Annotated in this window: 20 protein-coding genes; 5 read left to right on the top strand and 15 right to left on the bottom strand. The window is 60.2% G+C overall.

All coding sequences use genetic code 11. The features are described 5' to 3' along the window. Window positions 1–5 precede the first annotated feature (5 nt). The 4 genes from PSH79_RS13340 (at window position 6) to PSH79_RS13355 (ending at window position 4,025) form a co-directional block, all read left to right on the top strand. A complete protein-coding gene (locus PSH79_RS13340) occupies window positions 6–767 on the top strand; it encodes an SDR family NAD(P)-dependent oxidoreductase (RefSeq protein WP_197867819.1) in 762 nt (253 codons plus the stop codon). Window positions 768–779: 12 nt separating this feature from the next. After that, the gene (locus PSH79_RS13345) at window positions 780–1,973 is read left to right on the top strand and encodes an acetyl-CoA C-acyltransferase (RefSeq protein ID WP_305443598.1); all 1,194 of its coding nucleotides are present in this window, start codon (window positions 780–782) and stop codon (window positions 1,971–1,973) included. 135 nt (window positions 1,974–2,108) lie between these two features. Beyond that, window positions 2,109–3,236: an acyl-CoA dehydrogenase gene (locus tag PSH79_RS13350; protein ID WP_305443600.1), complete on the top strand. Its 1,128-nt coding sequence runs from the start codon at window positions 2,109–2,111 to the stop codon at window positions 3,234–3,236. Window positions 3,237–3,251: 15 nt separating this feature from the next. Next, window positions 3,252–4,025 (top strand): enoyl-CoA hydratase, encoded by a 774-nt coding sequence (locus tag PSH79_RS13355; RefSeq protein ID WP_305443602.1) that lies wholly within the window; start codon window positions 3,252–3,254, stop codon window positions 4,023–4,025. Window positions 4,026–4,179: 154 nt separating this feature from the next. On the opposite strand, the gene PSH79_RS13360 is transcribed toward PSH79_RS13355, so the two are convergent. The 14 genes from PSH79_RS13360 to arnB form a co-directional block, all read right to left on the bottom strand. Next, a complete protein-coding gene (locus PSH79_RS13360; protein ID WP_123531236.1) occupies window positions 4,180–5,331 on the bottom strand; it encodes an acyl-CoA dehydrogenase family protein in 1,152 nt (383 codons plus the stop codon). A 3-nt stretch (window positions 5,332–5,334) separates the two neighbouring features. Then, window positions 5,335–6,441, bottom strand: a complete 1,107-nt coding sequence (locus PSH79_RS13365; RefSeq protein ID WP_305443605.1) for an enoyl-CoA hydratase/isomerase family protein — start codon at window positions 6,439–6,441, stop codon at window positions 5,335–5,337. A gap of 248 nt (window positions 6,442–6,689) precedes the next feature. Continuing rightward, window positions 6,690–7,376 carry an HPP family protein gene (locus tag PSH79_RS13370; protein ID WP_305443607.1) on the bottom strand — a complete coding sequence of 229 codons (687 nt, stop codon included), beginning with the start codon at window positions 7,374–7,376 and terminating at the stop codon, window positions 6,690–6,692. Window positions 7,377–7,532: 156 nt separating this feature from the next. After that, window positions 7,533–8,711 (bottom strand): MFS transporter, encoded by a 1,179-nt coding sequence (locus tag PSH79_RS13375; RefSeq protein ID WP_305443608.1) that lies wholly within the window; start codon window positions 8,709–8,711, stop codon window positions 7,533–7,535. 120 nt (window positions 8,712–8,831) lie between these two features. Continuing rightward, window positions 8,832–9,347 (bottom strand): GNAT family N-acetyltransferase, encoded by a 516-nt coding sequence (locus PSH79_RS13380; protein ID WP_370872636.1) that lies wholly within the window; start codon window positions 9,345–9,347, stop codon window positions 8,832–8,834. 142 nt (window positions 9,348–9,489) lie between these two features. Beyond that, window positions 9,490–11,088 (bottom strand): glycosyltransferase family 39 protein, encoded by a 1,599-nt coding sequence (locus tag PSH79_RS13385; protein ID WP_305443610.1) that lies wholly within the window; start codon window positions 11,086–11,088, stop codon window positions 9,490–9,492. Then, entirely contained in the window at window positions 11,085–12,464 is a 1,380-nt protein-coding gene (locus tag PSH79_RS13390; protein WP_305443611.1) for a UDP-glucose/GDP-mannose dehydrogenase family protein, read from the bottom strand. Before PSH79_RS13390 ends, PSH79_RS13385 begins: the two co-directional genes overlap by 4 nt. After that, window positions 12,461–12,865, bottom strand: coding sequence for a 4-amino-4-deoxy-L-arabinose-phosphoundecaprenol flippase subunit ArnF (arnF, locus tag PSH79_RS13395; protein ID WP_305443613.1), 405 nt, complete (start codon window positions 12,863–12,865; stop codon window positions 12,461–12,463). The genes PSH79_RS13390 and arnF overlap by 4 nt, the downstream gene beginning before the upstream one ends. Then, window positions 12,862–13,206 carry a 4-amino-4-deoxy-L-arabinose-phosphoundecaprenol flippase subunit ArnE gene (gene arnE, locus PSH79_RS13400; protein WP_305443615.1) on the bottom strand — a complete coding sequence of 115 codons (345 nt, stop codon included), beginning with the start codon at window positions 13,204–13,206 and terminating at the stop codon, window positions 12,862–12,864. Before arnE ends, arnF begins: the two co-directional genes overlap by 4 nt. Then, complete coding sequence (gene arnT / locus PSH79_RS13405) at window positions 13,203–14,855, bottom strand: lipid IV(A) 4-amino-4-deoxy-L-arabinosyltransferase (protein ID WP_305443616.1); 1,653 nt, start codon at window positions 14,853–14,855, stop codon at window positions 13,203–13,205. Before arnT ends, arnE begins: the two co-directional genes overlap by 4 nt. After that, window positions 14,852–15,736, bottom strand: coding sequence for a 4-deoxy-4-formamido-L-arabinose-phosphoundecaprenol deformylase (gene arnD, locus PSH79_RS13410; RefSeq protein ID WP_305443617.1), 885 nt, complete (start codon window positions 15,734–15,736; stop codon window positions 14,852–14,854). The genes arnT and arnD overlap by 4 nt, the downstream gene beginning before the upstream one ends. After that, a complete protein-coding gene (arnA, locus tag PSH79_RS13415) occupies window positions 15,736–17,727 on the bottom strand; it encodes a bifunctional UDP-4-amino-4-deoxy-L-arabinose formyltransferase/UDP-glucuronic acid oxidase ArnA (RefSeq protein WP_305443619.1) in 1,992 nt (663 codons plus the stop codon). The genes arnD and arnA overlap by 1 nt, the downstream gene beginning before the upstream one ends. Then, window positions 17,724–18,749, bottom strand: a complete 1,026-nt coding sequence (gene arnC / locus PSH79_RS13420) for an undecaprenyl-phosphate 4-deoxy-4-formamido-L-arabinose transferase (protein WP_305443621.1) — start codon at window positions 18,747–18,749, stop codon at window positions 17,724–17,726. The genes arnA and arnC overlap by 4 nt, the downstream gene beginning before the upstream one ends. Continuing rightward, complete coding sequence (gene arnB / locus PSH79_RS13425; RefSeq protein ID WP_305443623.1) at window positions 18,746–19,894, bottom strand: UDP-4-amino-4-deoxy-L-arabinose aminotransferase; 1,149 nt, start codon at window positions 19,892–19,894, stop codon at window positions 18,746–18,748. The genes arnC and arnB overlap by 4 nt, the downstream gene beginning before the upstream one ends. 447 nt (window positions 19,895–20,341) lie before the next feature. Between arnB and xerC the strand changes: the two genes are divergently transcribed. Beyond that, window positions 20,342–21,187: a tyrosine recombinase XerC gene (gene xerC, locus PSH79_RS13430; protein ID WP_305443953.1), complete on the top strand. Its 846-nt coding sequence runs from the start codon at window positions 20,342–20,344 to the stop codon at window positions 21,185–21,187. A 6-nt stretch (window positions 21,188–21,193) separates the two neighbouring features. On the opposite strand, the gene PSH79_RS13435 is transcribed toward xerC, so the two are convergent. After that, entirely contained in the window at window positions 21,194–21,748 is a 555-nt protein-coding gene (locus tag PSH79_RS13435) for a membrane integrity-associated transporter subunit PqiC (RefSeq protein WP_305443625.1), read from the bottom strand. Between the last annotated feature and the right edge of the window lie 9 nt (window positions 21,749–21,757).

Here is a 21,757-nt window from a genome sequence, read left to right on the forward strand (position 1 = left end):
CAGTCATGCAGATCGAGAACAAGGTTTTTATCGTCACTGGCGGCGCCTCCGGCCTCGGTGCCGCCACCGCTGAATTGTTGGTGAATGCCGGCGCGAAAGTGATGCTGGTGGACATGAACGCCGAAGCCGTAGCCGCTCAGGCCCAGCGTCTGGGCGCGCAAAGCGTCGTCGCCGACATCAGCAACGAAGCCGCTGCCGAAGCGGCCGTGCAGGCGACCGTCAAGGCATTCGGCAGCCTCAACGGTCTGGTCAACTGCGCCGGCATCGTCCGTGGCGAGAAAATCCTCGGCAAGAACGGCCCGCATGCACTGGCCAGTTTCGCTCAGGTCATTAACGTCAACCTGATCGGCAGCTTCAACATGCTGCGTCTGGCCGCAGCAGCCATCGCCGAGAGCGAAGCCAATGCCGACGGCGAGCGCGGTGTGATCATCAACACCGCCTCGGTGGCGGCGTTCGACGGCCAGATCGGTCAGGCAGCCTACTCGGCGTCTAAAGGCGCCATCGCCAGTCTGACCCTGCCGGCCGCCCGTGAGTTGGCACGTTTCGGCATCCGCGTAATGACCATCGCCCCGGGCATTTTCGAAACCCCGATGATGGCGGGCATGACCCCGGAAGTGCGCGATTCGCTGGCTGCTGGCGTACCGTTCCCGCCGCGCCTGGGCAAGCCTGCCGAATACGCCGCGCTGGTACGCCATATCATCGAAAACAGCATGCTCAACGGCGAGGTAATCCGTCTCGACGGTGCCTTGCGCATGGCCGCCAAGTAAGGAGGATTTGTCATGACTATTTCCAACGATCCGATTGTCATCGTCAGCGCCGTCCGCACCCCGATGGGCGGTTTCCAGGGCGAACTGAAAAGCCTCACCGCGCCACAGCTTGGCGCTGCCGCCATCAAAGCGGCGGTTGAACGCGCCGGTGTGGCCAGCGATGCGGTCGACGAAGTGTTGTTCGGTTGCGTCCTGCCCGCCGGCCTCGGCCAGGCGCCTGCGCGGCAAGCGGCACTGGGCGCCGGGCTGGATAAATCGACCCGCTGCACAACGGTCAACAAGATGTGCGGCTCGGGCATGGAAACCACCATTCTGGCCCACGACATGCTGATCGCTGGCAGCGCCGATGTGGTGATCGCAGGCGGCATGGAGAGCATGTCCAACTCGCCGTATCTGCTGGATCGCGCCCGCGCCGGTTACCGCATGGGCCACGGCCGCGTGCTCGATTCAATGTTCCTCGACGGCCTCGAAGACGCCTACGACAAAGGCCGGCTGATGGGCACTTTTGCCGAGGATTGCGCCGAAACCAATCACTTCAGCCGCGAGGCGCAGGACGCTTTTGCGATCGCCTCGACCACCCGCGCACAACAGGCGATCAAGAACGGTAGCTTCAAGGACGAAATCGTCCCGCTGACCGTGACTGTCGGTAAAGAACAGGTGCTGATCAGCCACGATGAGCAACCGCCGAAAGCCAAACTGGACAAGGTCGCCTCGTTGAAACCGGCGTTCCGCGAAGGCGGCACGGTGACGGCAGCTAACTCCAGCTCGATCTCTGACGGCGCGGCGGCACTGGTGCTGATGCGTCAGTCGCAGGCGCAGAAACTCGGCCTGAAGCCGCTTGCCGTTATTCATGGTCATGCCGCATTCGCCGATACGCCGGGCCTGTTTCCAGTGGCGCCGATTGGTGCGATCAAGAAGCTGATCAAGAAAACCGGTTGGTCGCTGGGTGATGTCGATCTGTTCGAGGTCAACGAGGCGTTTGCCGTGGTTGCCATGGCCGCCATGAAGCACCTCGACATCCCGCATGAAAAGCTCAATGTACATGGCGGCGCTTGTGCGCTGGGCCATCCGATCGGCGCTTCGGGCGCACGGATTCTGGTGACACTGCTCTCGGCCCTGCGCCAAAGAAAGCTGAAACGCGGTGTCGTCGCCATTTGCATCGGCGGCGGCGAAGCCACGGCCATGGCCGTGGAATGCGTTTACTGACACACACCTTCCCCCTGTAGGAGCTGCCGGAGGCTGCGATCTTTTGACTTTAGTTCGCAAAAAAAGATCAAAAGATCGCAGCCTTCTGCAGCTCCTACAGGGGATTGTGTTGTAACCCGGATTTAAGGATTCACCATGATTCCCAACGAAGACCAAAACCAGATCCGCGACATGGCCCGGCAGTTTGCCGAGGAACGGTTGAAACCGTTCGCCGCCGAGTGGGATCGCGAACACCGTTTCCCCAAGGAAGCCATCGGCGAAATGGCCGGACTGGGCTTTTTCGGCATGCTCGTGCCGGAGCAGTGGGGCGGGTGTGACACCGGTTACCTGGCCTACGCCATGGCCCTGGAAGAAATCGCCGCTGGTGACGGCGCCTGCTCGACGATCATGAGCGTGCACAACTCGGTGGGTTGCGTGCCGATCCTCAAGTTCGGCAACGATGACCAGCGTGAACGTTTCCTCAAGCCGCTGGCCAGCGGCGCGATGCTCGGTGCATTTGCCCTGACCGAACCACAGGCCGGTTCCGATGCGAGCAGCCTTAAAACCCGTGCGCGACTTGAAGGCGATCACTACGTGCTCAATGGCTGCAAACAGTTCATCACCTCCGGGCAAAACGCCGGGATCGTGATCGTGTTTGCCGTGACCGACCCGAGTGCCGGCAAACGCGGGATCACGGCGTTTATCGTGCCGACCGATTCGCCAGGTTACAAAGTCGCCCGCGTCGAAGACAAACTCGGCCAGCACGCTTCGGACACCTGCCAGATTCTCTTCGAAGACGTCAAAGTGCCGGTGGCCAACCGATTGGGCGAGGAGGGCGAAGGTTACAAGATTGCCCTGGCCAACCTTGAAGGCGGGCGCGTCGGCATCGCTTCGCAATCGGTGGGCATGGCCCGCGCCGCGTTCGAAGCAGCCCGTGACTACGCCCGCGAGCGCGACACCTTTGGCAAGCCGATCATCGAGCACCAGGCCGTGGCGTTTCGCTTGGCCGACATGGCCACGCAAATCGCTGTCGCCCGGCAAATGGTGCATTACGCTGCCGCCCTGCGTGACAGCGGCCAACCGGCGCTGGTCGAAGCGTCGATGGCCAAGCTTTTCGCTTCTGAAATGGCTGAGAAGGTCTGCTCGATGGCGTTGCAAACCCTCGGCGGTTACGGTTACCTCAACGACTTCCCGCTGGAGCGCATCTACCGCGACGTGCGTGTCTGCCAGATCTACGAAGGCACCAGCGACATCCAGCGCATGGTTATTTCGCGCAATCTTTGATAAGGAATTTTGTTCATGACTTACGAAACGATTCTGCTGGAAACCCATGGCCGCGTTGGCCTGATCACCCTGAACCGGCCGCAGGCGCTGAACGCCCTGAACGCGCAACTGGTCAGCGAAGTGAACACCGCGCTCGATGGCCTGGAGGCGGATTCAAACATCGGCTGTATCGTTATCACTGGCTCAAAAAAAGCTTTCGCTGCCGGTGCTGACATCAAGGAAATGGCGGAGCTGACGTATCCGCAGATCTACATGGACGACCTGTTCAGCGACAGCGATCGCGTGGCCAATCGGCGCAAACCGATCATCGCTGCAGTCAACGGTTTCGCACTCGGTGGCGGCTGTGAACTGGCGTTGATGTGCGACTTTATTCTGGCCGGCGACAACGCCAAATTCGGCCAGCCGGAGATCAATCTCGGTGTCTTGCCGGGCATGGGCGGCACCCAGCGCCTGACCCGCGCCGTGGGCAAGGCCAAGGCTATGGACATGTGCCTGAGCGGGCGTTTGATGGACGCGGTGGAAGCCGAGCGCTGCGGGATCGTTGCGCGGATCGTGCCGAGTGATGATCTGCTCGATGAAGCGCTGAAAGTTGCCGCGGTGATCGCCAGCAAATCGCTGCCGATTGCGATGATGATCAAAGAAAGTGTGAACCGTGCGTTCGAGGTCAATTTGACCGAAGGCGTTCGGTTTGAGCGCCGGGTGTTCCATGCGGCGTTTGGCACGCAGGATCAGAAGGAAGGGATGGCGGCGTTTGTGGCCAAGCGGCCGCCGGAGTTTACCGGTAAGTGATGCGTCGCCCCGGCTGACGCCTTCGCGAGCAGGCTCGCTCCCACATTGGTTCTGCGTTGTACGCAAATCTCCTGTGGGAGCGAGCCTGCTCGCGAAGCTTTTGAGGCCAGATCAAAAGATCGTAGCCTCGTTCCACTCCACAGCTCCTTCAGGGTTAGAGCTGATAGTTTTTCAGTTCACGGGCAATCACCATCCGCTGAATCTCGCTCGACCCTTCATAGATCTGGGTAATCCGCGCATCGCGGTAGTACTTCTCGACCGGATAGTCTTCCAGATACCCATACCCGCCATGAATCTGAATCGCTGACGAACAGACCTTCTCAGCCATTTCCGAGGCAAACAGTTTGGCCTGTGAAGCCTCCGACAGACACGGTTTGCCCGCCGTGCGCAGCCGCGCCGCATGCAGGATCATCAGGCGTGCCGCATTCAATTGCATGTGCATGTCGGCCAACAGGTTGGCGATGCTCTGGTGCTCGTTGATCGGTTTGCCGAACTGCACCCGGTCACGCGAATAAGCCAGCGCCGCTTCAAACGCAGCACGGGCGATGCCCAAGGCTTGCGCGGCAATCCCGATGCGTCCGCCCTCAAGATTGGAAAGGGCAATCGCCAGGCCTTTGCCGCGTTCGCCGAGCAGGTTGGCCTCGGGAATGCTGCAGTTGTTCAGCGTCACTGCGCAGGTGTCGGAGGCGCGAATGCCCATTTTGTGTTCGGTGCGATCAACGATGAACCCTGGCGTTTCAGTGGGCACCAAAAACGCGGAAATACCTTTCTTGCCCAGATCCGGATCGGTCACCGCAAACACAATCGCCAGTTTCGCCCGTTTGCCGTTGCTGACAAACTGCTTGGCGCCGTTGATCACCCACTGACCGTCGCGCAGTTCTGCGCGAGTGCGCAAATTGTGCGCTTCGGAGCCGGCCTGGGGTTCGGTCAGGCAAAAGCAACCGATGGTTTGGCCGCTGGCCAGGTCCGCCAGCCAGGTTTGTTTCTGCGCTTCGCTGCCGTAGTTGAGCACCGGACCGCAGCCAACGGAGTTGTGGATGCTCATGAACGCGCCGGTCGCGCCATCGCCGGCGGAAATTTCTTCCACGGCCAGCGCATAAGCGACGTAATCAACGTAGGTGCCGCCCCATTCTTCGGGCACGACCATGCCCAGCAGCCCCAACTCGCCCATCTTCGCCACCAGGGCGTCGTCGATCCAGCCAGCCTTTTCCCAGGCTTGCGCGTGGGGCGCGATTTCGCCACGGGCAAAGTCCCGGGCCATGTCGCGGATCATCACTTGTTCTTCAGTCAGTTCGAGATCGTGCATGGCTCAGCTCCCGCTCTCATCAAAACCGTGGAAGAAACTCGCGACATCCGCAGCGTCCAGTGCGGCGAGAGTCGGCGGGTTCCAGCAGGGTGTCTTGTCTTTGTCGATCAGCAGGGCGCGGACACCTTCGATCAGATCACCACGGGCGAACCACTGGCGATCCAGGTGCAGCTCCAGAGCGAAACAATGCTCCAGGCTCAAGTGCCGGCCACGACGGAGCATTTCCAGGGTGACGGCCATGGCCAGCGGCGAACGGGTTTCCAGCAGATCCGCCGTAGTGGTCGCCCATTCATGGCTGTCGGCAACGGTCACCGCGCGCAATTGTTCCACCATGCTCGGCACGTCCGGCAGGGCGAAGAAATGGTCGATGGCCGGGCGCAAGGCCTGGAGCGGCGCACCGGGCAAGGTTTGCACAGCGCTTTTGGCCAGCAGACTCTGTAAATCCTTGAGCGGCGTGTCGTGCCATTCCAGGCTATCGAGTTGTTCATCGAGCGTGACGAGTTTGTTGCTGTCGATGTACCAATCGGCGAGGCCGCAATACAGCGCATCGGCCGCTCGAATCTGTACGCCACTGACGCCCAGATAAATCCCCAGCTCACCGGGGATGCGCGACAGGAAGTAGCTGCCACCGACGTCCGGGAAATAACCGATGGCCACTTCCGGCATCGCCAGACGGCTCTTCTCGGTGACCACCCGCAGATCGGCGCCTTGCACCAGGCCCATGCCACCACCAAGGACGAAGCCGTCCATCAGCGCCAGCACCGGTTTGCGGTAGTGGTGAATCGTCAGGTCGAGAGCGTATTCCTCAACGAAGAAATCTTCGTGCAGCGTGTCGCCGCTTTTGTAGCTGTCGTACAGGGAACGAATGTCGCCGCCGGCGCAGAACGCTTTTTCGCCAGCGCCGCGCAGTACGACGGCATGCACATTGGCGTCAGTCGCCCACGCGTCGAGTTGCTGTTGCAGCAGTCGAACCATGTCGAGGGTGATGGCGTTGAGACCGGCGGGGCGGTTGAGGGTCAGGTGACCGATGTGGTTGCGAACTTCGGCCAGCACTTCGTTTTGCGTGGCATCCATGGACAAAGTCCTCGGGGATGAAGCCTGAGCAGTCATCACTAACTCCCTGCTTTTATTGTCTTTATTCGAGAAGCTCGCGCGCGAGCGTTAACGGATCGTAACAGTGCAAATTTGCCATGTACAACGGGGATATGTGCAGGGGCAGTCTGCGTTTTTGCACTAAGTCATGGAATGCCACAACAGTGTAGGAGCTGCCGCAGGCTGCGATCTTTTGATCTTCTAAATCAGGATCAAAAGATCGCCGCCTCGTTTCACTCGACAGCTTCTACAGGGGGAGAGGGGTGTCAGGAGAAGACTTCTACGATGCTACGCCGCTTGGCATGCCGTTCACTGGCATGGATCAGCCGTTCAAGATCCTCTGGCGTGACGTCGATGAACGCTTCCATGTCGGCCAAGGCCAGTTTCAGGTCTTCGGCGGTGATGGCCTGACTGTCGACCGGGGCAACTGCCGGCGCAGGTTCGGCGGGACGTTTTGGATAGCGAATGCGCGTCATGTTGTTGTAGGCCAACGCGCTCAGCAGCATGCACGTCGCGCCGAGCATCACGGGCTCCATGGCTTTCCAGTCCATGGCGATGGTTGCCGGGTCGGCCAGCACCAGGGTTAACGCCAATGCGCCGGCCGGCGGGTGCAGGCAACGCAGCCAGCACATCAGCACCAGCGCCATGCCCGCGGCCAGGCAGGCGCTGCCAAGGGTGCGACCGAGCACATGGGCGACCAGCAATGCCACGACGCCGGCGCACAGATAGCCGCCCAGAATCGACCAAGGCTGAGCGAGCGCTCCGGACGACACGGCAAACAGCAACACCGCCGAGGCGCCCAGCGGACCGATCAGATGGTAGGCCACTTCATGGCCAAACACCTGAGCACACAGCCACACGCTGAACAGCGTCCCCAACGACATGCCGATGGCGGCGCGGCTCCATTCGATGGGGCGGGTGTTGATGGCGGCGGGTAACCAGCGTGCGAACATTTGAATCCGATCCTTGCAGCAAATTCGAGGCAAAAAAAAGGACTTGTCCGGCAATCCGGAAAGCCCTCGAAGTGTTCCAACATTGGGGGAGGAACGCGCACAGTTTGCCGATCAAACTCGATGCTGACAAATTCATATTAATGCAGCTTTAGTGCATTATTTATGAATTGAAGCGACGCGCCGCCCACTGACAAAACACAAATAGCCGCCCAACGCCGCCAGAGTACTCAGGGCATAGAACATGCTCGGGGCCGGCGTGTGCATCAGCAGGAACCCGCACATCACCGGGCTCAACGCGCCACCCAGTGCCGCCAGATTCTGCGCGCCGTAGTAGCTGCCGCGCAGTTCTTCCGGGGCGAGGGTGTCGACGAAAAGGAAGTCGGCCGGATAGATGATCATCTCGCCCAACGTGAAGATGAACATCGCCACACACCAGCCGACAAGGCTGTCGGCCAGACTGAAACCGATCAGCCCGACAATGAACAGCGCGGTGCCGCCAGCAATCCAGTGGCGCAGGTGTTCGCGCTTGAGGAAACGACCGATCTGGTATTGCAGTAAAATCACCGTGATCGCGTTGCAGGCGAGCAGGGCGGCCATGGTGTCCAACGTCTGTTGGTGAGTGTGGGTGACCAGCAGGTATTGCGACAGATACAACGTGAAGCGCCCGTGCACCAAGGTGCTGAGCAGGCAACCGAGGACGAACAGGATCATCGTGCGGTCGTTTTTCAGAATGATCAGCGTCTTCAGAAAGCTTTGCGGTTGACCGACTGGCGATATCGGGTTCACCTCTTTGCTGGCACCGAGCAGCAGAAAGACACTGCCACAGGCAATCGCACCGGCAACGATAAACGGCGCTGACGGCTCAACACCGGCAATCACCACGCCGATCATCGGGCCAACGGCATAACCGATGTTGGTCAACGTGTAGGTCAGCGAAAACGCCTTGACCCGTTGGCCCACCGGCAGGTTTTCACTAAGGATGGCCTTGGAGCAGATCAGGAACAGCGCCGAGGCGGTCTCGCTGATGATCAACACCAACGTCACCAGGTACAGGTTGTGCGCGAAGGTCAGCAGGATCAGGCCGATGCCGCTTGAGAGCATGGTCAAAATCAGCAACTGGCGCTTATCCAGTCGATCGATGATGTAGCCACCGTACAGCGACAACAGTGTGGCACTGAACACTGCGATGCCCAGCAAAAGGCCGACGTCCAGGGGATTGAGGTCGAGTTTGTTGCTGAGGAACAAGGTCAGCAATGGGCTGATCAGGGCGCGGCTGATGACGACGGTCAGCGAACTGATCATCAACCGGCGGATGAGGCGCGAGTAAGTGGCCACGAAAAGGTCAACGTCCTTATTTCTAATTCGAGTACAGGCGTCGCCATCCTCACCGGGCCCCGGCCCATCGGTCAAGCTGACATGCCCACAATTCACTGTGGCAGGGGAAATGCGTGTTTTTCAGGCGAGGAGCAGGCGCATGGCGCAGCGGCGTTCGCTCGGCAAGCCGTGGATGATTTCGGCTTTCAAGGCATCGAGCAAATGCGCCTCGGTTCCTTCTGGGGGCAGCAAAGTGAATCCCATGCGCTGATAGAACGGCGCATTCCAAGGCAGATCGCGAAAGGTGGTCAGCGTCACGGCGGTCAACTGCTTCTGGCGCGCATGCTCAATGGCCGCCGAGACCAACGCCCGGCCAATGCCTTGTCCTTGAAAGTGCTGACTGACCGACAGTTCTTCGACATGCAACTGATGGTCGATTTCCAGCGCTCGCAGAAAACCCGCGAGTTGCCCATCGGCACTGTCTGCCACCCAAACGTACATCTGCTCGATGGCGCGCAAATGCTGCGTAGCGTCCGGCACCTCGGCATCGGCCAGCCAAGCCAGTTGCGGATCGAGACGAAACAGTTCGGCGGCCGAGCGTTCGATGGCGGGGAGGGCAGCCGCATCAGCAGGCTGTGCAAGGCGTATGGTCATCATCGTGGCTAAAAATTTCCTGTAGGAGCTGCCGCAGGCTGCGATCTTTTGACGCTGTTTGGGACGCAGTCCGTCCCCGGAGGCGTTCCCGCGCAGAGCGTGGGAACGATCAACAGGATCAAAAGATCGCAGCCTTCGGCAGCCCCTACAAGGGCTTCAGCCACAGCAATACATAGTCGTTTTTATCGAAGCGGCCGCTGAGTACCGGTTGCAGACCTTCCAGCGGCGTACCTTTGAGGGCCTGGAAGTCATTGCGATCCATCATCAGCCACGCCGGGCCCTTGAGCGTCTCCAGCTCCTGAGCGCTTTCGCTGAACTGCGGTTGCAGATCCTGCTCGACATTGACCATGAATTTAATCGCTTTCGCGTCCTTGCCCATGCCGTGCAGTACCAGTGGCGCAGGGTTTTGCTGAACCAGGGCAAATGCAGCGCGGCTGAAAGTCTGCGTGTCGTACAGACGTTGCTCAACGGGTTCAAATACCGCGACATACACCGTCCATAACGCCAACACTGAACACAGCGCCAGCACTTCAGCGCGCCATCTCGGTATCAAAAATCGCGACAAAGCCAGCAGTTGCAGCACGCCAAGGATGATCAAGATCACGCCGACATCGGTCAGTTGCTCGGGAAACCGTCGCTGGGCGTACAACAGACCGGCTATCAATAATCCCGGGGTCAACAGCCACACACCCAGCAGCAAACCGCGCAACCACCTGAACACTTGTCCATGAAGCACCTGAAACGGGTACGCCGCAATGATTGCCGCCATGGGCAGCATCGGCAGCAGATAGCGAGCCTTCTTCGCCTGGGGAATCGACAGCCCGACCATCACGATCAGTCCCGCCGCCGCGCAATATTGCACCAGACGCAGGGCCGGCCCGCGCTGGTGCGGCTTGCTCAACCACGTGGCCGCGAGAGCCAGCAATGCCAGCGGATAGGCCAACGCGTAGTTACCCAGCGAACTGGTGAAGTAATACAAAGAACCACTGACGCCTTCGCTACCGTCCATGCGGCCCATGAACTGCATGCGAATCACGTCTTGAAGAAATACTGGCCCGCCACTCAGTTTGGCGAACCACAGCAGCAGGCCCACACACGCCACCAGCAACACCGAAGCCAATACGCCAAATGCCAGCAACCGCGACCACTGTCGATTGAGCAGGTAATAGCTGCATAACATGCCGGTCGGCACCACCAGCCCGATCGGCCCGCGAATGCCGAAGCCGAGCAACAGCAAAACGAAAATCAGCGGCCAGCGCCGTCCGCCACCAAAGTGATCATGGGCATATCCCAGATAGAACACCGCAAACGCCACAGCCGCGAGCATCAAGTCCTGCGACACCGCCCGAACTTCAGTGACGAAGGTGCCGGTGAGCATCAGCAAGGCAATACTGATCAATGCCCAGCGCCGCGAGTAGGGTGTCAGCAGCCGATACATCAACGTTACGATCAGCGCACCGGCAACGGCGCTCGGTGCCCAAGCGGTGAAAGCGTTGACCGTGCCGAACGGCAACGACAGCAGCCAGATAAACAGCGTCGATGCGGCCGAATAGTCGGCATAGGGTTGACCGTACGTGGTCGGAAACACCGTCGGCCCGTGGCGCAACATCTCTTGAGCGAACAGCACAAAGCGTGAATCGAACCCGATCGGGGCCTGCCAATAGACCCCGGCGACGAACAACAAGAACGCCAGCAGCCCCACGATCAGGGACTGCCGACGAGTCTCAGGCGACAACGTGATCAAGCGACGTCTGACCGGTGAGGCCACTGTTGCAGCGGGATCGGCAACTTGCGCGATTCGCCACGGCCCATCGGGAAGTACTGGAAGCCGTTGCGCGCCAAACGCTCGGCGTCATACAGGTTGCGACCGTCGAAGATCACCGGAGTGTTGAGACGTTGCTTGATCAGGTCGAAATCCGGGGCCTTGAACTGCTGCCATTCGGTGCAGATGATCAGTGCGTCGGCGCCGGGCAGCACCGATTCCGGGGTGCCCATCAGCATCAGTTTCGACTCGTCCGGGTAGAGGTTCTGGGTTTCCTGCATGGCTTCGGGGTCGAACGCGCGCACGCTGGCACCGGCCGCCCACAATTCCTCCAGCAGCACCCGGCTCGGCGCGTCGCGCATGTCGTCGGTGTTGGGCTTGAACGCCAGGCCCCACAAGGCAAAGGTCTTGCCGCGCAGTTCGCCTTGGTAGAACGCGTTGATGCGTTCGAACAGTTTGTGTTTCTGTCGTTGGTTGATCGCCTCGACGGCTTGCAGCAAATCGCTGGAGCAATGCGCCTGTTCGGCGCTGTGGATCAAGGCGCGCATGTCTTTGGGGAAGCACGAACCGCCATAGCCACAGCCCGGATAGATGAAGTGGTAACCGATGCGCGAATCTGCACCGATGCCCTGACGCACCGACTCAATGTCGGCGCCCAGATGTTCGGCCAGTTCGGCGATCTGATTGATGAAGCTGATCTTGGTCGCCAGCATGCAGTTGGCGGCGTATTTGGTCAGCTCGGCACTGCGCAGGTCCATGAACATGATGCGGTCGTGGTTGCGGTTAAACGGCGAATACAGGTCACGCATCACGTCGCGCACCTCATCGCCCTCGCAGCCGATAACGATGCGATCCGGGCGCCGGCAGTCGGCGACGGCCGAGCCTTCCTTGAGAAACTCCGGATTGGAGACGATATCGAATTGCAGCAATCGGCCGACCTTGATCAGGGCCTTTTCGATGTGCGTACGCAAGGTGTCGCCGGTACCCACCGGCACCGTGGATTTCTCCACCAGAATCAACGGTTGTTCACGGTGGCGGGCGATGGCGTCACCGACCGAGAGCACGTAACGCAGATCCGCCGAACCATCCTCACGGGACGGCGTGCCGACCGCGATAAACGCCACGCGTCCGTGCTGTACGGCAAGTTGTTCATCAGTGGTGAATTGCAGGCGTTTCGAATCCAGACCTTCGCGCACCAGGCTGGCAAGCCCCGGTTCGAAAATGCTGACATGGCCTTGCTGAAGTAGATCGACCTTCTTCTGATCGACGTCCATGCACACAACGTCGTGCCCGACCTCCGCCAACACAGCCGCCTGTACCAAGCCCACATATCCGCTACCAAATACTGTGATTTTCATGGAGCACTCCTGAGTTCGGGCGCACGAGCCGGACGCGTGTTGATAGTGATGACCCCGAGCATGACCAGCGCCACGCCCAGCGATTGAGTGAAACTGAAGGATTCGTTGAACAGCGGCAGACTGGCGGCCAACAGGTACACCAGCGCATAACTGATGCTCAGCAACGAATAGGCACGGCCCAGCGGCAGATCGCGCAGGGCGCCGAGCCAGCAGAGCATCGACAGTGCATAGGCCAGAATCGCCGCGACGACCACCGCCAGTGCGCGTAGGTCGATGCTGTCGATAGTCAGCCACTGCTCGGGCGCCGGCAAACGGGTCATGCTCCAGCGCATGCCCAGTTGCGCGGCACTGACCAGCAGCACGCTGCCAATGGCGAAAGTGATTCCCCGGCGCTGATTCATGACTGTTGCCCCAGCAAAATCACACCGCCTATCACCAGCGCCACGCCCAGCCAGTGCTGACGGTCGATGGGCTCACGGAAGACAAAACGCGCAATCAAGGTGATCAGCACAAAGTTGAGGCTGAGCATCGGGTAGGCGATGCCGACGGGCAGGCGCTGCAACACCAGCAGCCAGACCAACAGACCCGAGCCGAGGGCGAGCAGGGCCAGCCACAGCCACGGCGAGCGGAGTTTTTCAGCCCAGGACGACTCGACACCGCGCCAACTCTCCACGGCGTATTTCTGCGCGACTTGGCCCAGGCACGTCAGCAGGCAGGCGACCAACAGCAGCAACAGACTCATGACGCCTCCCGAGGGAGAATCATGATCACCAGATTGCCCTGCTCAAAGCGGACGCCGTCCTTTGGCAGTCTGTCGATTTCGTCCAGTTCGTCCTGCCCCTTGACGCGCATTACCACGCCGACCGAACCGCTGCGGCGGGCTTCGCGCATCCACTGTTGCACTTGGTCGGGATCGACCCGTTGTTGAATGCCGTCAGGATAGGCAAGGCCATATTTCAATTCGCCTATCGTGTTGTACAACGCGACTTGCGGGGTTTTCAGGCGCCAGGCGAGGGCCGAGGCTGCGCCCAGATCGTTACTCAGCAAATGTGTGGTCTGCGCCAGTTCCGTGACGTGATGGCGAATGAACTGGTCAGGCATCTTGTTGGCGACCACCGATTTGGGTAGTGCAGCCGGGAGTACGCCGACCAGCAGAAGGCTGCCCAGCGCTGGCGCCGCCCAGCATTGCAACGGCAGGAAGGCTTGCATCAGGTTGGCGATGATCCAGCCGATCAGGGCGATGAACAGCAGCACCAGGCTGTGCAGTTCGTGGTCGTACAGCGGCTTTTTCAGTTGCAGATACACCACGGCAATCAGCATCACCAAGCCCAGCAACAAGTTCAGCAGGCCATTGATACTCAGTGCCCGGCCTTGCTCCAGACGCAAGCGGTCAGCCAGGGCATTACCCAGCAACAACGCCATCGGCAATAGGCACGGCAGGATGTAAGTCGGCAGCTTGCCGTTGCTCAGGCTGAAAAACAGCAGCGGCATCAGCAGCCACAGCAGCAGGAAAACCACTGGCGGCTGAGTACGGCTCTGCCACGCCTGCTTGAACGCAGTCGGCAACAGACCGACCCACGGCAAACTGAACGCCACTAGCAGCGGCAGATAAAACCACCACGGCGCATCGTGCTGGGCATCGTCACCGGCAAAGCGGCGAATGTGTTCGTGCCAGAAGAAGAACCGCCAGTAATCAGGCTCCTGCGCATGCACGGCCAACACCCACGGCAGGCTGATGATAATCGCGATGGCAATCGCCAAAGGGCCAAACAGCAGCAGTTCACGCCAGCGTTTTTGCCAGACCATCCACGGCAATGCGATCAGCACCGGCAGCAGCCAGGCAAGAAACCCTTTGGTCATGAAACCCATGCCGCAGGCCAGACCCAGCACAGCCCAAGCGACGAGGCGCTGGCCGTTGCTGCGGCTGTCGACGGCAAACCACAGCGCCACCAGGCTCAGGTTGACCCAGAAGGTGAATTGCGGATCGAGATTGGCGTACCCGGCCTGACCGGCCACAATCGTGAAGCTCATGTAGAGCAGGGCGCAGATGAAGCTTTTACGCGGCTCGTTCCACAAGCGTCGGGCGATCAGGAAGCACAGCAACACACTCAAGCCGCTACTCAATGCCGACGCAAAACGCACGCCGAACAGGTTCTGCCCGAACAGTTCCTGACCGAGGGCGATCATCCAGTAACCGGCAATCGGCTTCTCGAAATAGCGCAGGCTCATGAAATGCGGCGACACCCAGTTGCCGCTTAGCAGCATGTTTTGGCTGATCTGTGCGTAGCGGGTTTCGTCGGGAATCCACAGACCATGCGTGCCGAGCGGCAGCAAGTAAGCCAACAGGAAAAAACCCAACAGCAGCAGAGGCAGTGTCCAGCGTTTAGTCATGCGCCTTGCACTCCCAGCCAGCCTTCACGGCCGTCGAGGGCACCGCGTTGTACGCGGCCCACGGGCAAGGTGTTGAAGAACTCGGGTAACAGGTCGCCCAGCGGTGTGAAATCAATGTTTCGCTGGCGCGCATCGGCCAGCAGTTGACGAAAACCCTCAGCCATCAGAATCCCTTCCACTTCGGCGTGAATGGTGTAGACGTTGAGCTGTCGCGGGAGGAAGTGGTCGAGAATGAATTGGTTGAAGTCCCGCGCCGCGACGATGGGGCCGACAACTTCGTCGAAGGTCGGCAGATCCACCGGAATCTGCGGGGTGCCCGGCGTGCCGTCCGCCAGCAACGGCCGAAACAGGCGTGTCCCTCGGCAATCGCTGTTGTAGCGAAAGCCAAAGGCCTGCTTGGCTTCAATCACACGCTCGTCCGCCCGCCAACCGGCGGCGGCCGAGCATTGGACTTTGGCGCCGAGAATGTCGCTCAAGGTATCCACGCCCTGACGGATCTGCTCGATCAGTTGCGCATCGCTCCAGCGCCCGGCATTGGCCTGCCAGCCGTGGTGATCCCAGGCGTGCAAGCCAACTTCATGACCGGCATCCCGGGCCTGACGCATCAGGTGCCCGAGTTCGCGGCCAATCGGTTTGCCGGGCCAGGCAGTGCCGGCCAGCAGAATGTCCCAGCCGTAGAGGCCGGCCGCATTGGAACGGAGCATCTTCCAGAGGAACTGCGGGCGGATCAGGCGCCACAGATGCCGGCCCATGTTGTCGGGCCCGACACTGAAGAAAAACGTTGCCTTGATCTGCGCTTCATCGAGGATTTCCAGCAGGCGCGGCACACCTTCACGGGTGCCGCGAAAGGTGTCGACGTCGATGCGTAGACCGGCCTGCATTACTTCTTGTCCGCGATTTCGAGCATCGCTTCACGCAGGAAGAAATCCAGGGTATTGCCGATGGTCTCGCGCATCTCAACGGTCGGCTCCCAGTTCAACAGGCGCTTGGCGTTGGCAATGCTTGGTTTGCGGTGTTCCACGTCCTGGTAACCGGCACCGTAGAACGCCTTGCTTTCGACGTCGCGGAAACCGGCGAACGGCGGGAAGTTGTGGCGCAGCGGGTGAGCTTCGAACTGACGCAGCAGCTCTTCGCCCAACTGGCGGATGCTCGCTTCGTTGTCCGGGTTGCCGATGTTGATGATCTGGCCGTTGCAGGCGTCGTTGTCGTTATCGATGATCCGCGCCAGCGCTTCGACACCGTCGGCGATGTCGGTGAAGCAACGCTTCTGTTCACCGCCGTCGAACAGTCGGATCGGCGTGCCTTCCACCAGATTGAGGATCAGTTGGGTGATGGCGCGGGAACTGCCGATGCGCGCTGAATCGAGACGATCAAGACGCGGGCCCATCCAGTTGAAGGGGCGGAACAGGGTGAAATTCAGGCCCTTGGCGCCGTAGGCCCAGATCACCCGGTCGAGCAACTGCTTGGACACCGAGTAGATCCAGCGCTGCTTGTTGATCGGGCCGACGATCAGGTTGGAGGTGTCTTCGTCAAAGTTCTTGTCCTGGCACATGCCATAGACTTCCGAGGTCGACGGGAAGATCACGCGCTTGTTGTACTTGACACAGTAGCGCACCAGTTTCAGGTTTTCTTCGAAGTCGAGTTCGAACACCCGCAGGGGATTACGCGTGTATTCGATCGGCGTGGCGATGGCCACCAGCGGCAGCACCACGTCGCACTTCTTGATGTGGTACTCGATCCACTCGGAGTGAATGCTGATGTCGCCTTCTACGTAGTGGAAGTGCGGATGGCTGCGCAGACGGTCGATGGCGTCGGAGCCAATGTCCAGGCCATAGACTTCATAGCGATCATCGCGCAGCAGACGCTCTGACAGGTGATTACCGATAAAGCCGTTGACGCCGAGGATCAGCACGCGGGTACGCCGTGGCGCACGGCCGGATTCGGCACCGCGCAGTAACGAGCCGTCGACCAGCCCCAGTTCGTTGGCCAATTGCGGGCCGCTGAGGAACAGACCGTTGTTGTTGTGCTGACCCGAGAGGATCACCAGCGAATCTTCACCGCAGGCAATGCGCAGCGGATCGACGCTGATCACTCGGCCCGGGGCCAGACCGTCGTTGCCTTTGACGACTTCGGCACTCCAGACGATCAGCTTGTGCTCGCCCACGGCGCAGAAAGCCCCCGGATACGGCTGGGTCACCGCACGAATCAGATTGAACAGTTGCTCGGCGGGTTGCGCCCAGAGCAGTTTGCCGTCCGCCGGGGTGCGACGGCCGAACACCGTGGCTTGGGATTCATCCTGCGGGGTTTCGCTAATCCGGCCTTGCAGCATGGCGGGCAGTGCGTCACGCAACAGGTCGATAGCGGCGACGCGAAGTTTGCCGTGCAGGCTCAGCGCGGTGTCGCTGCGCTCAATGGCGACGCGCTGCTGGGCGATGATGGCGCCGGCATCGGCACGTTTAACCATGCGGTGCAGGGTCACGCCGGTTTCGGTTTCGCCGTTGACCAGCACCCAGTTCGCGGGGGCGCGGCCACGGTAGCGCGGCAGCAACGAACCGTGCAGGTTGAACGCGCCATTCTTGGCGAGGGCCAGCAGTGGCTCGCTCAGCAGGTTGCGGTAGTAGAAAGAGAACAGGTAGTCAGGGTCGAGTTTGGCGATGCGCTCGATCCACAACGGGTGGTTGACGTCTTCCGGGGCGTGCACCGGTATGCCTTTGTTGGCACACAGTTGCGCCACCGAACTGTAGAAAGTGTTTTCTTTCGGGTCATCCGCGTGAGTGAACACGGCGGCTATGTCATAGCCACTGTCGAGCAGGGCTTGAATGCCGGCGCAGCCAATATCGTGGTAAGCGAAGACAACAGTTTTTGCACTCATGAGTGAACCTGACCGGTAGTAGAAGTAGAAGAAGAGAGCCCATCAACGGTGACGGCAGGCGCCGGGGTAACGGCGCGGCTGCGCAACACTTTTTCAATGAAGAAACGCGGGCGGGCGCGCACGTCGCTGTACATGCGGCCCAGGTATTCGCCGAGCAGGCCCATGCCGATAAACTGGCCGCCGGTGAACACGAACAGCACGGCGAACAACACGAACATGCCGTCGCCGGCCCAGCCGGAACCGAAAGCCAGGCGCATCAGGATCAGCGCGAAGGCAAACAGCAGACCGAGCCCGGCCATGGTGAAACCGACGATGCTCAGTAACCGCAGCGGGGTGGTGGTCATGCAGGTGATCAAGTCGAACATCAGGTTGATCAGGCGCATCGGGCTGTACTTCGAATCACCGTGTTCACGCTCGGCGTGGGCGACGACGATTTCGGTGGTGTGGCGGGCGAAGCTGTTGGCCAGGATCGGAATGAACGTGCTGCGTTCGCGGCAGGCGAGCATCGCGTCGATGATGGTGCGGCGGTAAGCACGCAGCATGCAGCCGTAGTCGCTCATGGCCACGCCGGTGGAGCGTTGCACGGCGAGGTTGATCAGCTTCGACGGATAGCGGCGCAGGGCCGAATCCTGACGGTTGCCGCGCACGGTGCCGACCACGTCGTAACCTTTTTCGGCTTCGGCGATCAGTCGCGGGATTTCTTCCGGCGGGTTCTGCAAATCGGCGTCGAGGGTAATCACCACGTCGCCTTTGCATTGCTCGAAACCGGCCATGATCGCCGCGTGCTGGCCGTAGTTGCGGTTGAGGATGACCGCCACGAACGGACTGTCTTCACGGGTTGCAACGTCCTCCAGAAGAATGGCGGACTCATCGCGACTGCCGTCGTCCACCAAAACGATTTCATAGTCGTGACGCAGTAACCGGCAGGCCGCTTCGGTACGGCGCAGCAACTCCGGCAGGCTTTCCTGCTCGTTGTAGACCGGGATGACGATCGACACGCAGCGGATCGGGTAAGGTTTCACGGGCGTTTATCCATAAGGGTGGCGATGGCGTCGACGACGCGGTCAAGGTCTTGATCGGTCATGTCAGGGAACAACGGAATCGAGCACAGCCGCGCCGAGTTCCACTCGGTGTTGGGCAGACACAGGCCGGAGTCACGCTGGCGATACCAGGTGTGCAGGTGGGTAGCGATGAAATGGATACCGGTGCCGATGCCCTGGTCCTGCAAACCTTTCATGAAGGCGTCGCGGTCCATGCCGCAGCGTTCGCTGTCGATGCGCAGGATGAACAGGTGCCAGGCGTGTTGCTGCGTGTAGTCGGGCAGGGCCAGTGGTTGCACCGACAGGCCTTCGAGCTTTTGCCGATAGGCTGCGGCCAACTCGGTGCGGCGGGCATTGATCGCGTCGAGGCGTTCCAGTTGCACCAGCGCAATCGCGGCATTGATGTCGGCCAGGTTGTATTTGAAACCCGGCTCCATGACTTGCGCCTGCGGCTTGCGGCCACCGGTCAGGCGGTCGTAGGCGTCGACACCGAGGCCATGAAACTTGAGCATGCGCACGCGGTTGGCCAGGGCTTCGTCGTCGGTTACGAGCATCGCGCCTTCGGCACAGGTCATGTTCTTGATCGCGTGAAACGAAAAGATCGCCGTGCCCTGCGAACCGACATGGCGCCCCTTGTAGCGGGTGCCTGCGGCGTGGGCGGCGTCTTCGATCACTGCAATGCCATGCTTGTCGGCCAGGGCGTACAGCGGATCGAGATCGAAAGCGGCCCCGGCGTAATGCACCGGGATAATTGCTTTGGTACGCGGGGTAATGGCCGCTTCGATGCGCGCCGCGTCGGTCATCAGCGTGTCGCGGTCGACATCGACAAACACCGGTTTGGCGCCGAGCAGCGAGATCATGTTGGCGGTCGACACCCAAGTTTGCGACGGCGTGATGACTTCATCGCCGGGGCCGATACCCAAGGCCAGCAGCGTGATGTGCATGCCGCCGGTGGCTGATGAAAGTGCTACGGCATGACGGCAGCCGACATAGTGGGCGAACTGTTCTTCGAGGGCCTGACATTTAGCGCCGGTAGTGATCCAGCCGGAGCGTAATACTTGTTCGACGGCAGTTATTTCTTCGTCGCCGATACTCGGCCGGGAAAACGGCAGAAACGCTTGACTCATAAGAACCTCGGGGCGACAGCCATCCTTCAGCCAATTATCTGAAAAACACTTGATTTCAATGGTTTGGGATACCGGTCGGGGAATGCCTGATTGACTTTTGTGCCCCCGGACGGCAGGGTTGCAGGCCTTTCGGGGCAACCTGTTGTAATTAAGGTTATGCCCGTTTTTGTGAAAGGAACATGAAAAAACGGTCGGCTATTCGTCTATCTGTAAGTCATACAGCCATCGTTCAGACTTCTTCCGTTTATCGGCATATTTAGTGGAAAACTCCTACGGAAGAGTCGTTCTTTATATAAGTTTCTTTGCACTTTTAAGTTGTTTTGTTGAACTGTTTTCTATTCAAGGCCGTTTCGTTTGATTGACTTGTCGAGTACCCCATCCACCCCGACCAACACTAATCCGCTAACGCTTTATCTGGCCCGACTGGCGCCCTCCAGCCAATTGACCATGCGCTACGTATTGCAGGACGCTGCCGACCGTCTCGGTTTCGAAGAAGTGAATGTCGAGGAAATCCCTTGGCACGCGCTACAACCGGAGGACGTGGTGGCATTGGTCGCCGCATTGCGCGCCGACGGTTATGCGCCGAATACCTCCTCGCTGTACGTCAACGCCGTGCGCGGCGTGATGAACGAAGCCTGGCGGATGAGCCTGATCAGCCAGGATCACCTGTTGAAGATGCGCTCGGTAAAAGGCATCGCCGGTACGCGGCTGTCCCAAGGACGCAATCTCAAGCGCACATTGATTCATGAATTGATGGAAGTCTGCGCCGCCGACCCGCGTCCGCAAGGGCTTCGCGACGCGGCGGTCATTGCATTGTTGTACGGCACGGGCATGCGCAAATCCGAATCGGTGGATCTGGACCTCAATCAGGTCGACTTCAGCGAGCGCAGCCTGACGGTCACTGCTAAAGGCAACAAGCAACTGATCAAGTACGCACCGGCCTGGGCGTTTGCCAAGCTCAATGCTTGGCTTGAGCTACGCCGCTCGCAGCTCAAGGAAGGCGAGAGCGACGACGCGTTTCTGTTCAACCGCATCCGCCGTGGCAGCCATATCACCCGTGAGCGCATCACCAAACACGCGATCTACTACATCGCCCGCCAGCGGGGCACGCAGGTCGGGGTGAAGATCATGCCCCACGATTTCCGCCGCTCGTTCATCACACGGGTGATAGAGGAGCATGACCTGTCAATCGCGCAGAAGCTCGCGCACCACAGCAATATCCAGACGACCGCCAACTACGATGTGCGTGATGACAACGAGCGGCGGCGGGCGGTGGATCGCTTCGACTTGTAAGCCGGGTCAGGACGGGGAAGGGCAGGTGCGCGCGTTGCCTGCTGCCGCCCGACTGATCTGCTCAGCCAGACGTTTGACGTTGTTCTGTTGTGCGCTCACCAGGTCATCGATGCTCGGGCCCGAAGGGGTCCGCAGGGTCGAACGGCAGGTCAGCAGGCCAATGTCAGTGGCGCCGACAGGGCGCAGGCGCCATTTGGCGTCGATCAAACCGTATTGGCCGGGAATCGAATCGAAGCGTTGCACTTCGATACGCACCGAGACGTTGCCCTGGCCGCTGCTATTGCTTAATTGATCGCTCAGCGCACCGCGCAACTCATCGGCCAACGTCGCGCCCCACCAGTCGGTATCCAGAATGGCGAGGCCGCTGTTGCCTTGGCGGATGACGATTTGCGCCCGGTCGACCTGCGGCGGCACGCTGATGCCTTCAATCGGAATTTGTCCGCCAACGCGGGTATTGGCCAATTGCATCGGCATCAGGGTGTGAAAGCTGATCGGGTCGCTGCGGCAGGCGCCGAGTAGCATAAACGCAGCGAGCACGGTGATCTTCAGCGGTACAGCCATGGGTAAGCT

It is taken from the genome of Pseudomonas sp. FP2196, assembly GCF_030687715.1.
In the GTDB taxonomy this organism is placed as follows: domain Bacteria; phylum Pseudomonadota; class Gammaproteobacteria; order Pseudomonadales; family Pseudomonadaceae; genus Aquipseudomonas.

Excerpts from the sequence above, each read along its gene's own strand:
- PSH79_RS13340 (WP_197867819.1), top strand. The coding sequence starts at position 6 with ATGCAGATCGAGAACAAGGTTTTTATCGTCACTGGCGGCGCCTCCGGC.
- PSH79_RS13345 (WP_305443598.1), top strand. The coding sequence starts at position 780 with ATGACTATTTCCAACGATCCGATTGTCATCGTCAGCGCCGTCCGCACC.
- PSH79_RS13350 (WP_305443600.1), top strand. The coding sequence starts at position 2,109 with ATGATTCCCAACGAAGACCAAAACCAGATCCGCGACATGGCCCGGCAG.
- PSH79_RS13355 (WP_305443602.1), top strand. The coding sequence starts at position 3,252 with ATGACTTACGAAACGATTCTGCTGGAAACCCATGGCCGCGTTGGCCTG.
- PSH79_RS13360 (WP_123531236.1), bottom strand. The coding sequence starts at position 5,331 with ATGCACGATCTCGAACTGACTGAAGAACAAGTGATGATCCGCGACATG.
- PSH79_RS13365 (WP_305443605.1), bottom strand. The coding sequence starts at position 6,441 with ATGACTGCTCAGGCTTCATCCCCGAGGACTTTGTCCATGGATGCCACG.
- PSH79_RS13370 (WP_305443607.1), bottom strand. The coding sequence starts at position 7,376 with ATGTTCGCACGCTGGTTACCCGCCGCCATCAACACCCGCCCCATCGAA.
- PSH79_RS13380 (WP_370872636.1), bottom strand. The coding sequence starts at position 9,347 with ATGATGACCATACGCCTTGCACAGCCTGCTGATGCGGCTGCCCTCCCC.
- PSH79_RS13390 (WP_305443611.1), bottom strand. The coding sequence starts at position 12,464 with ATGAAAATCACAGTATTTGGTAGCGGATATGTGGGCTTGGTACAGGCG.
- arnF (WP_305443613.1), bottom strand. The coding sequence starts at position 12,865 with ATGAATCAGCGCCGGGGAATCACTTTCGCCATTGGCAGCGTGCTGCTG.
- arnE (WP_305443615.1), bottom strand. The coding sequence starts at position 13,206 with ATGAGTCTGTTGCTGCTGTTGGTCGCCTGCCTGCTGACGTGCCTGGGC.
- arnT (WP_305443616.1), bottom strand. The coding sequence starts at position 14,855 with ATGACTAAACGCTGGACACTGCCTCTGCTGCTGTTGGGTTTTTTCCTG.
- arnD (WP_305443617.1), bottom strand. The coding sequence starts at position 15,736 with ATGCAGGCCGGTCTACGCATCGACGTCGACACCTTTCGCGGCACCCGT.
- arnA (WP_305443619.1), bottom strand. The coding sequence starts at position 17,727 with ATGAGTGCAAAAACTGTTGTCTTCGCTTACCACGATATTGGCTGCGCC.
- arnB (WP_305443623.1), bottom strand. The coding sequence starts at position 19,894 with ATGAGTCAAGCGTTTCTGCCGTTTTCCCGGCCGAGTATCGGCGACGAA.
- xerC (WP_305443953.1), top strand. The coding sequence starts at position 20,342 with ATGCGCTACGTATTGCAGGACGCTGCCGACCGTCTCGGTTTCGAAGAA.
- PSH79_RS13435 (WP_305443625.1), bottom strand. The coding sequence starts at position 21,748 with ATGGCTGTACCGCTGAAGATCACCGTGCTCGCTGCGTTTATGCTACTC.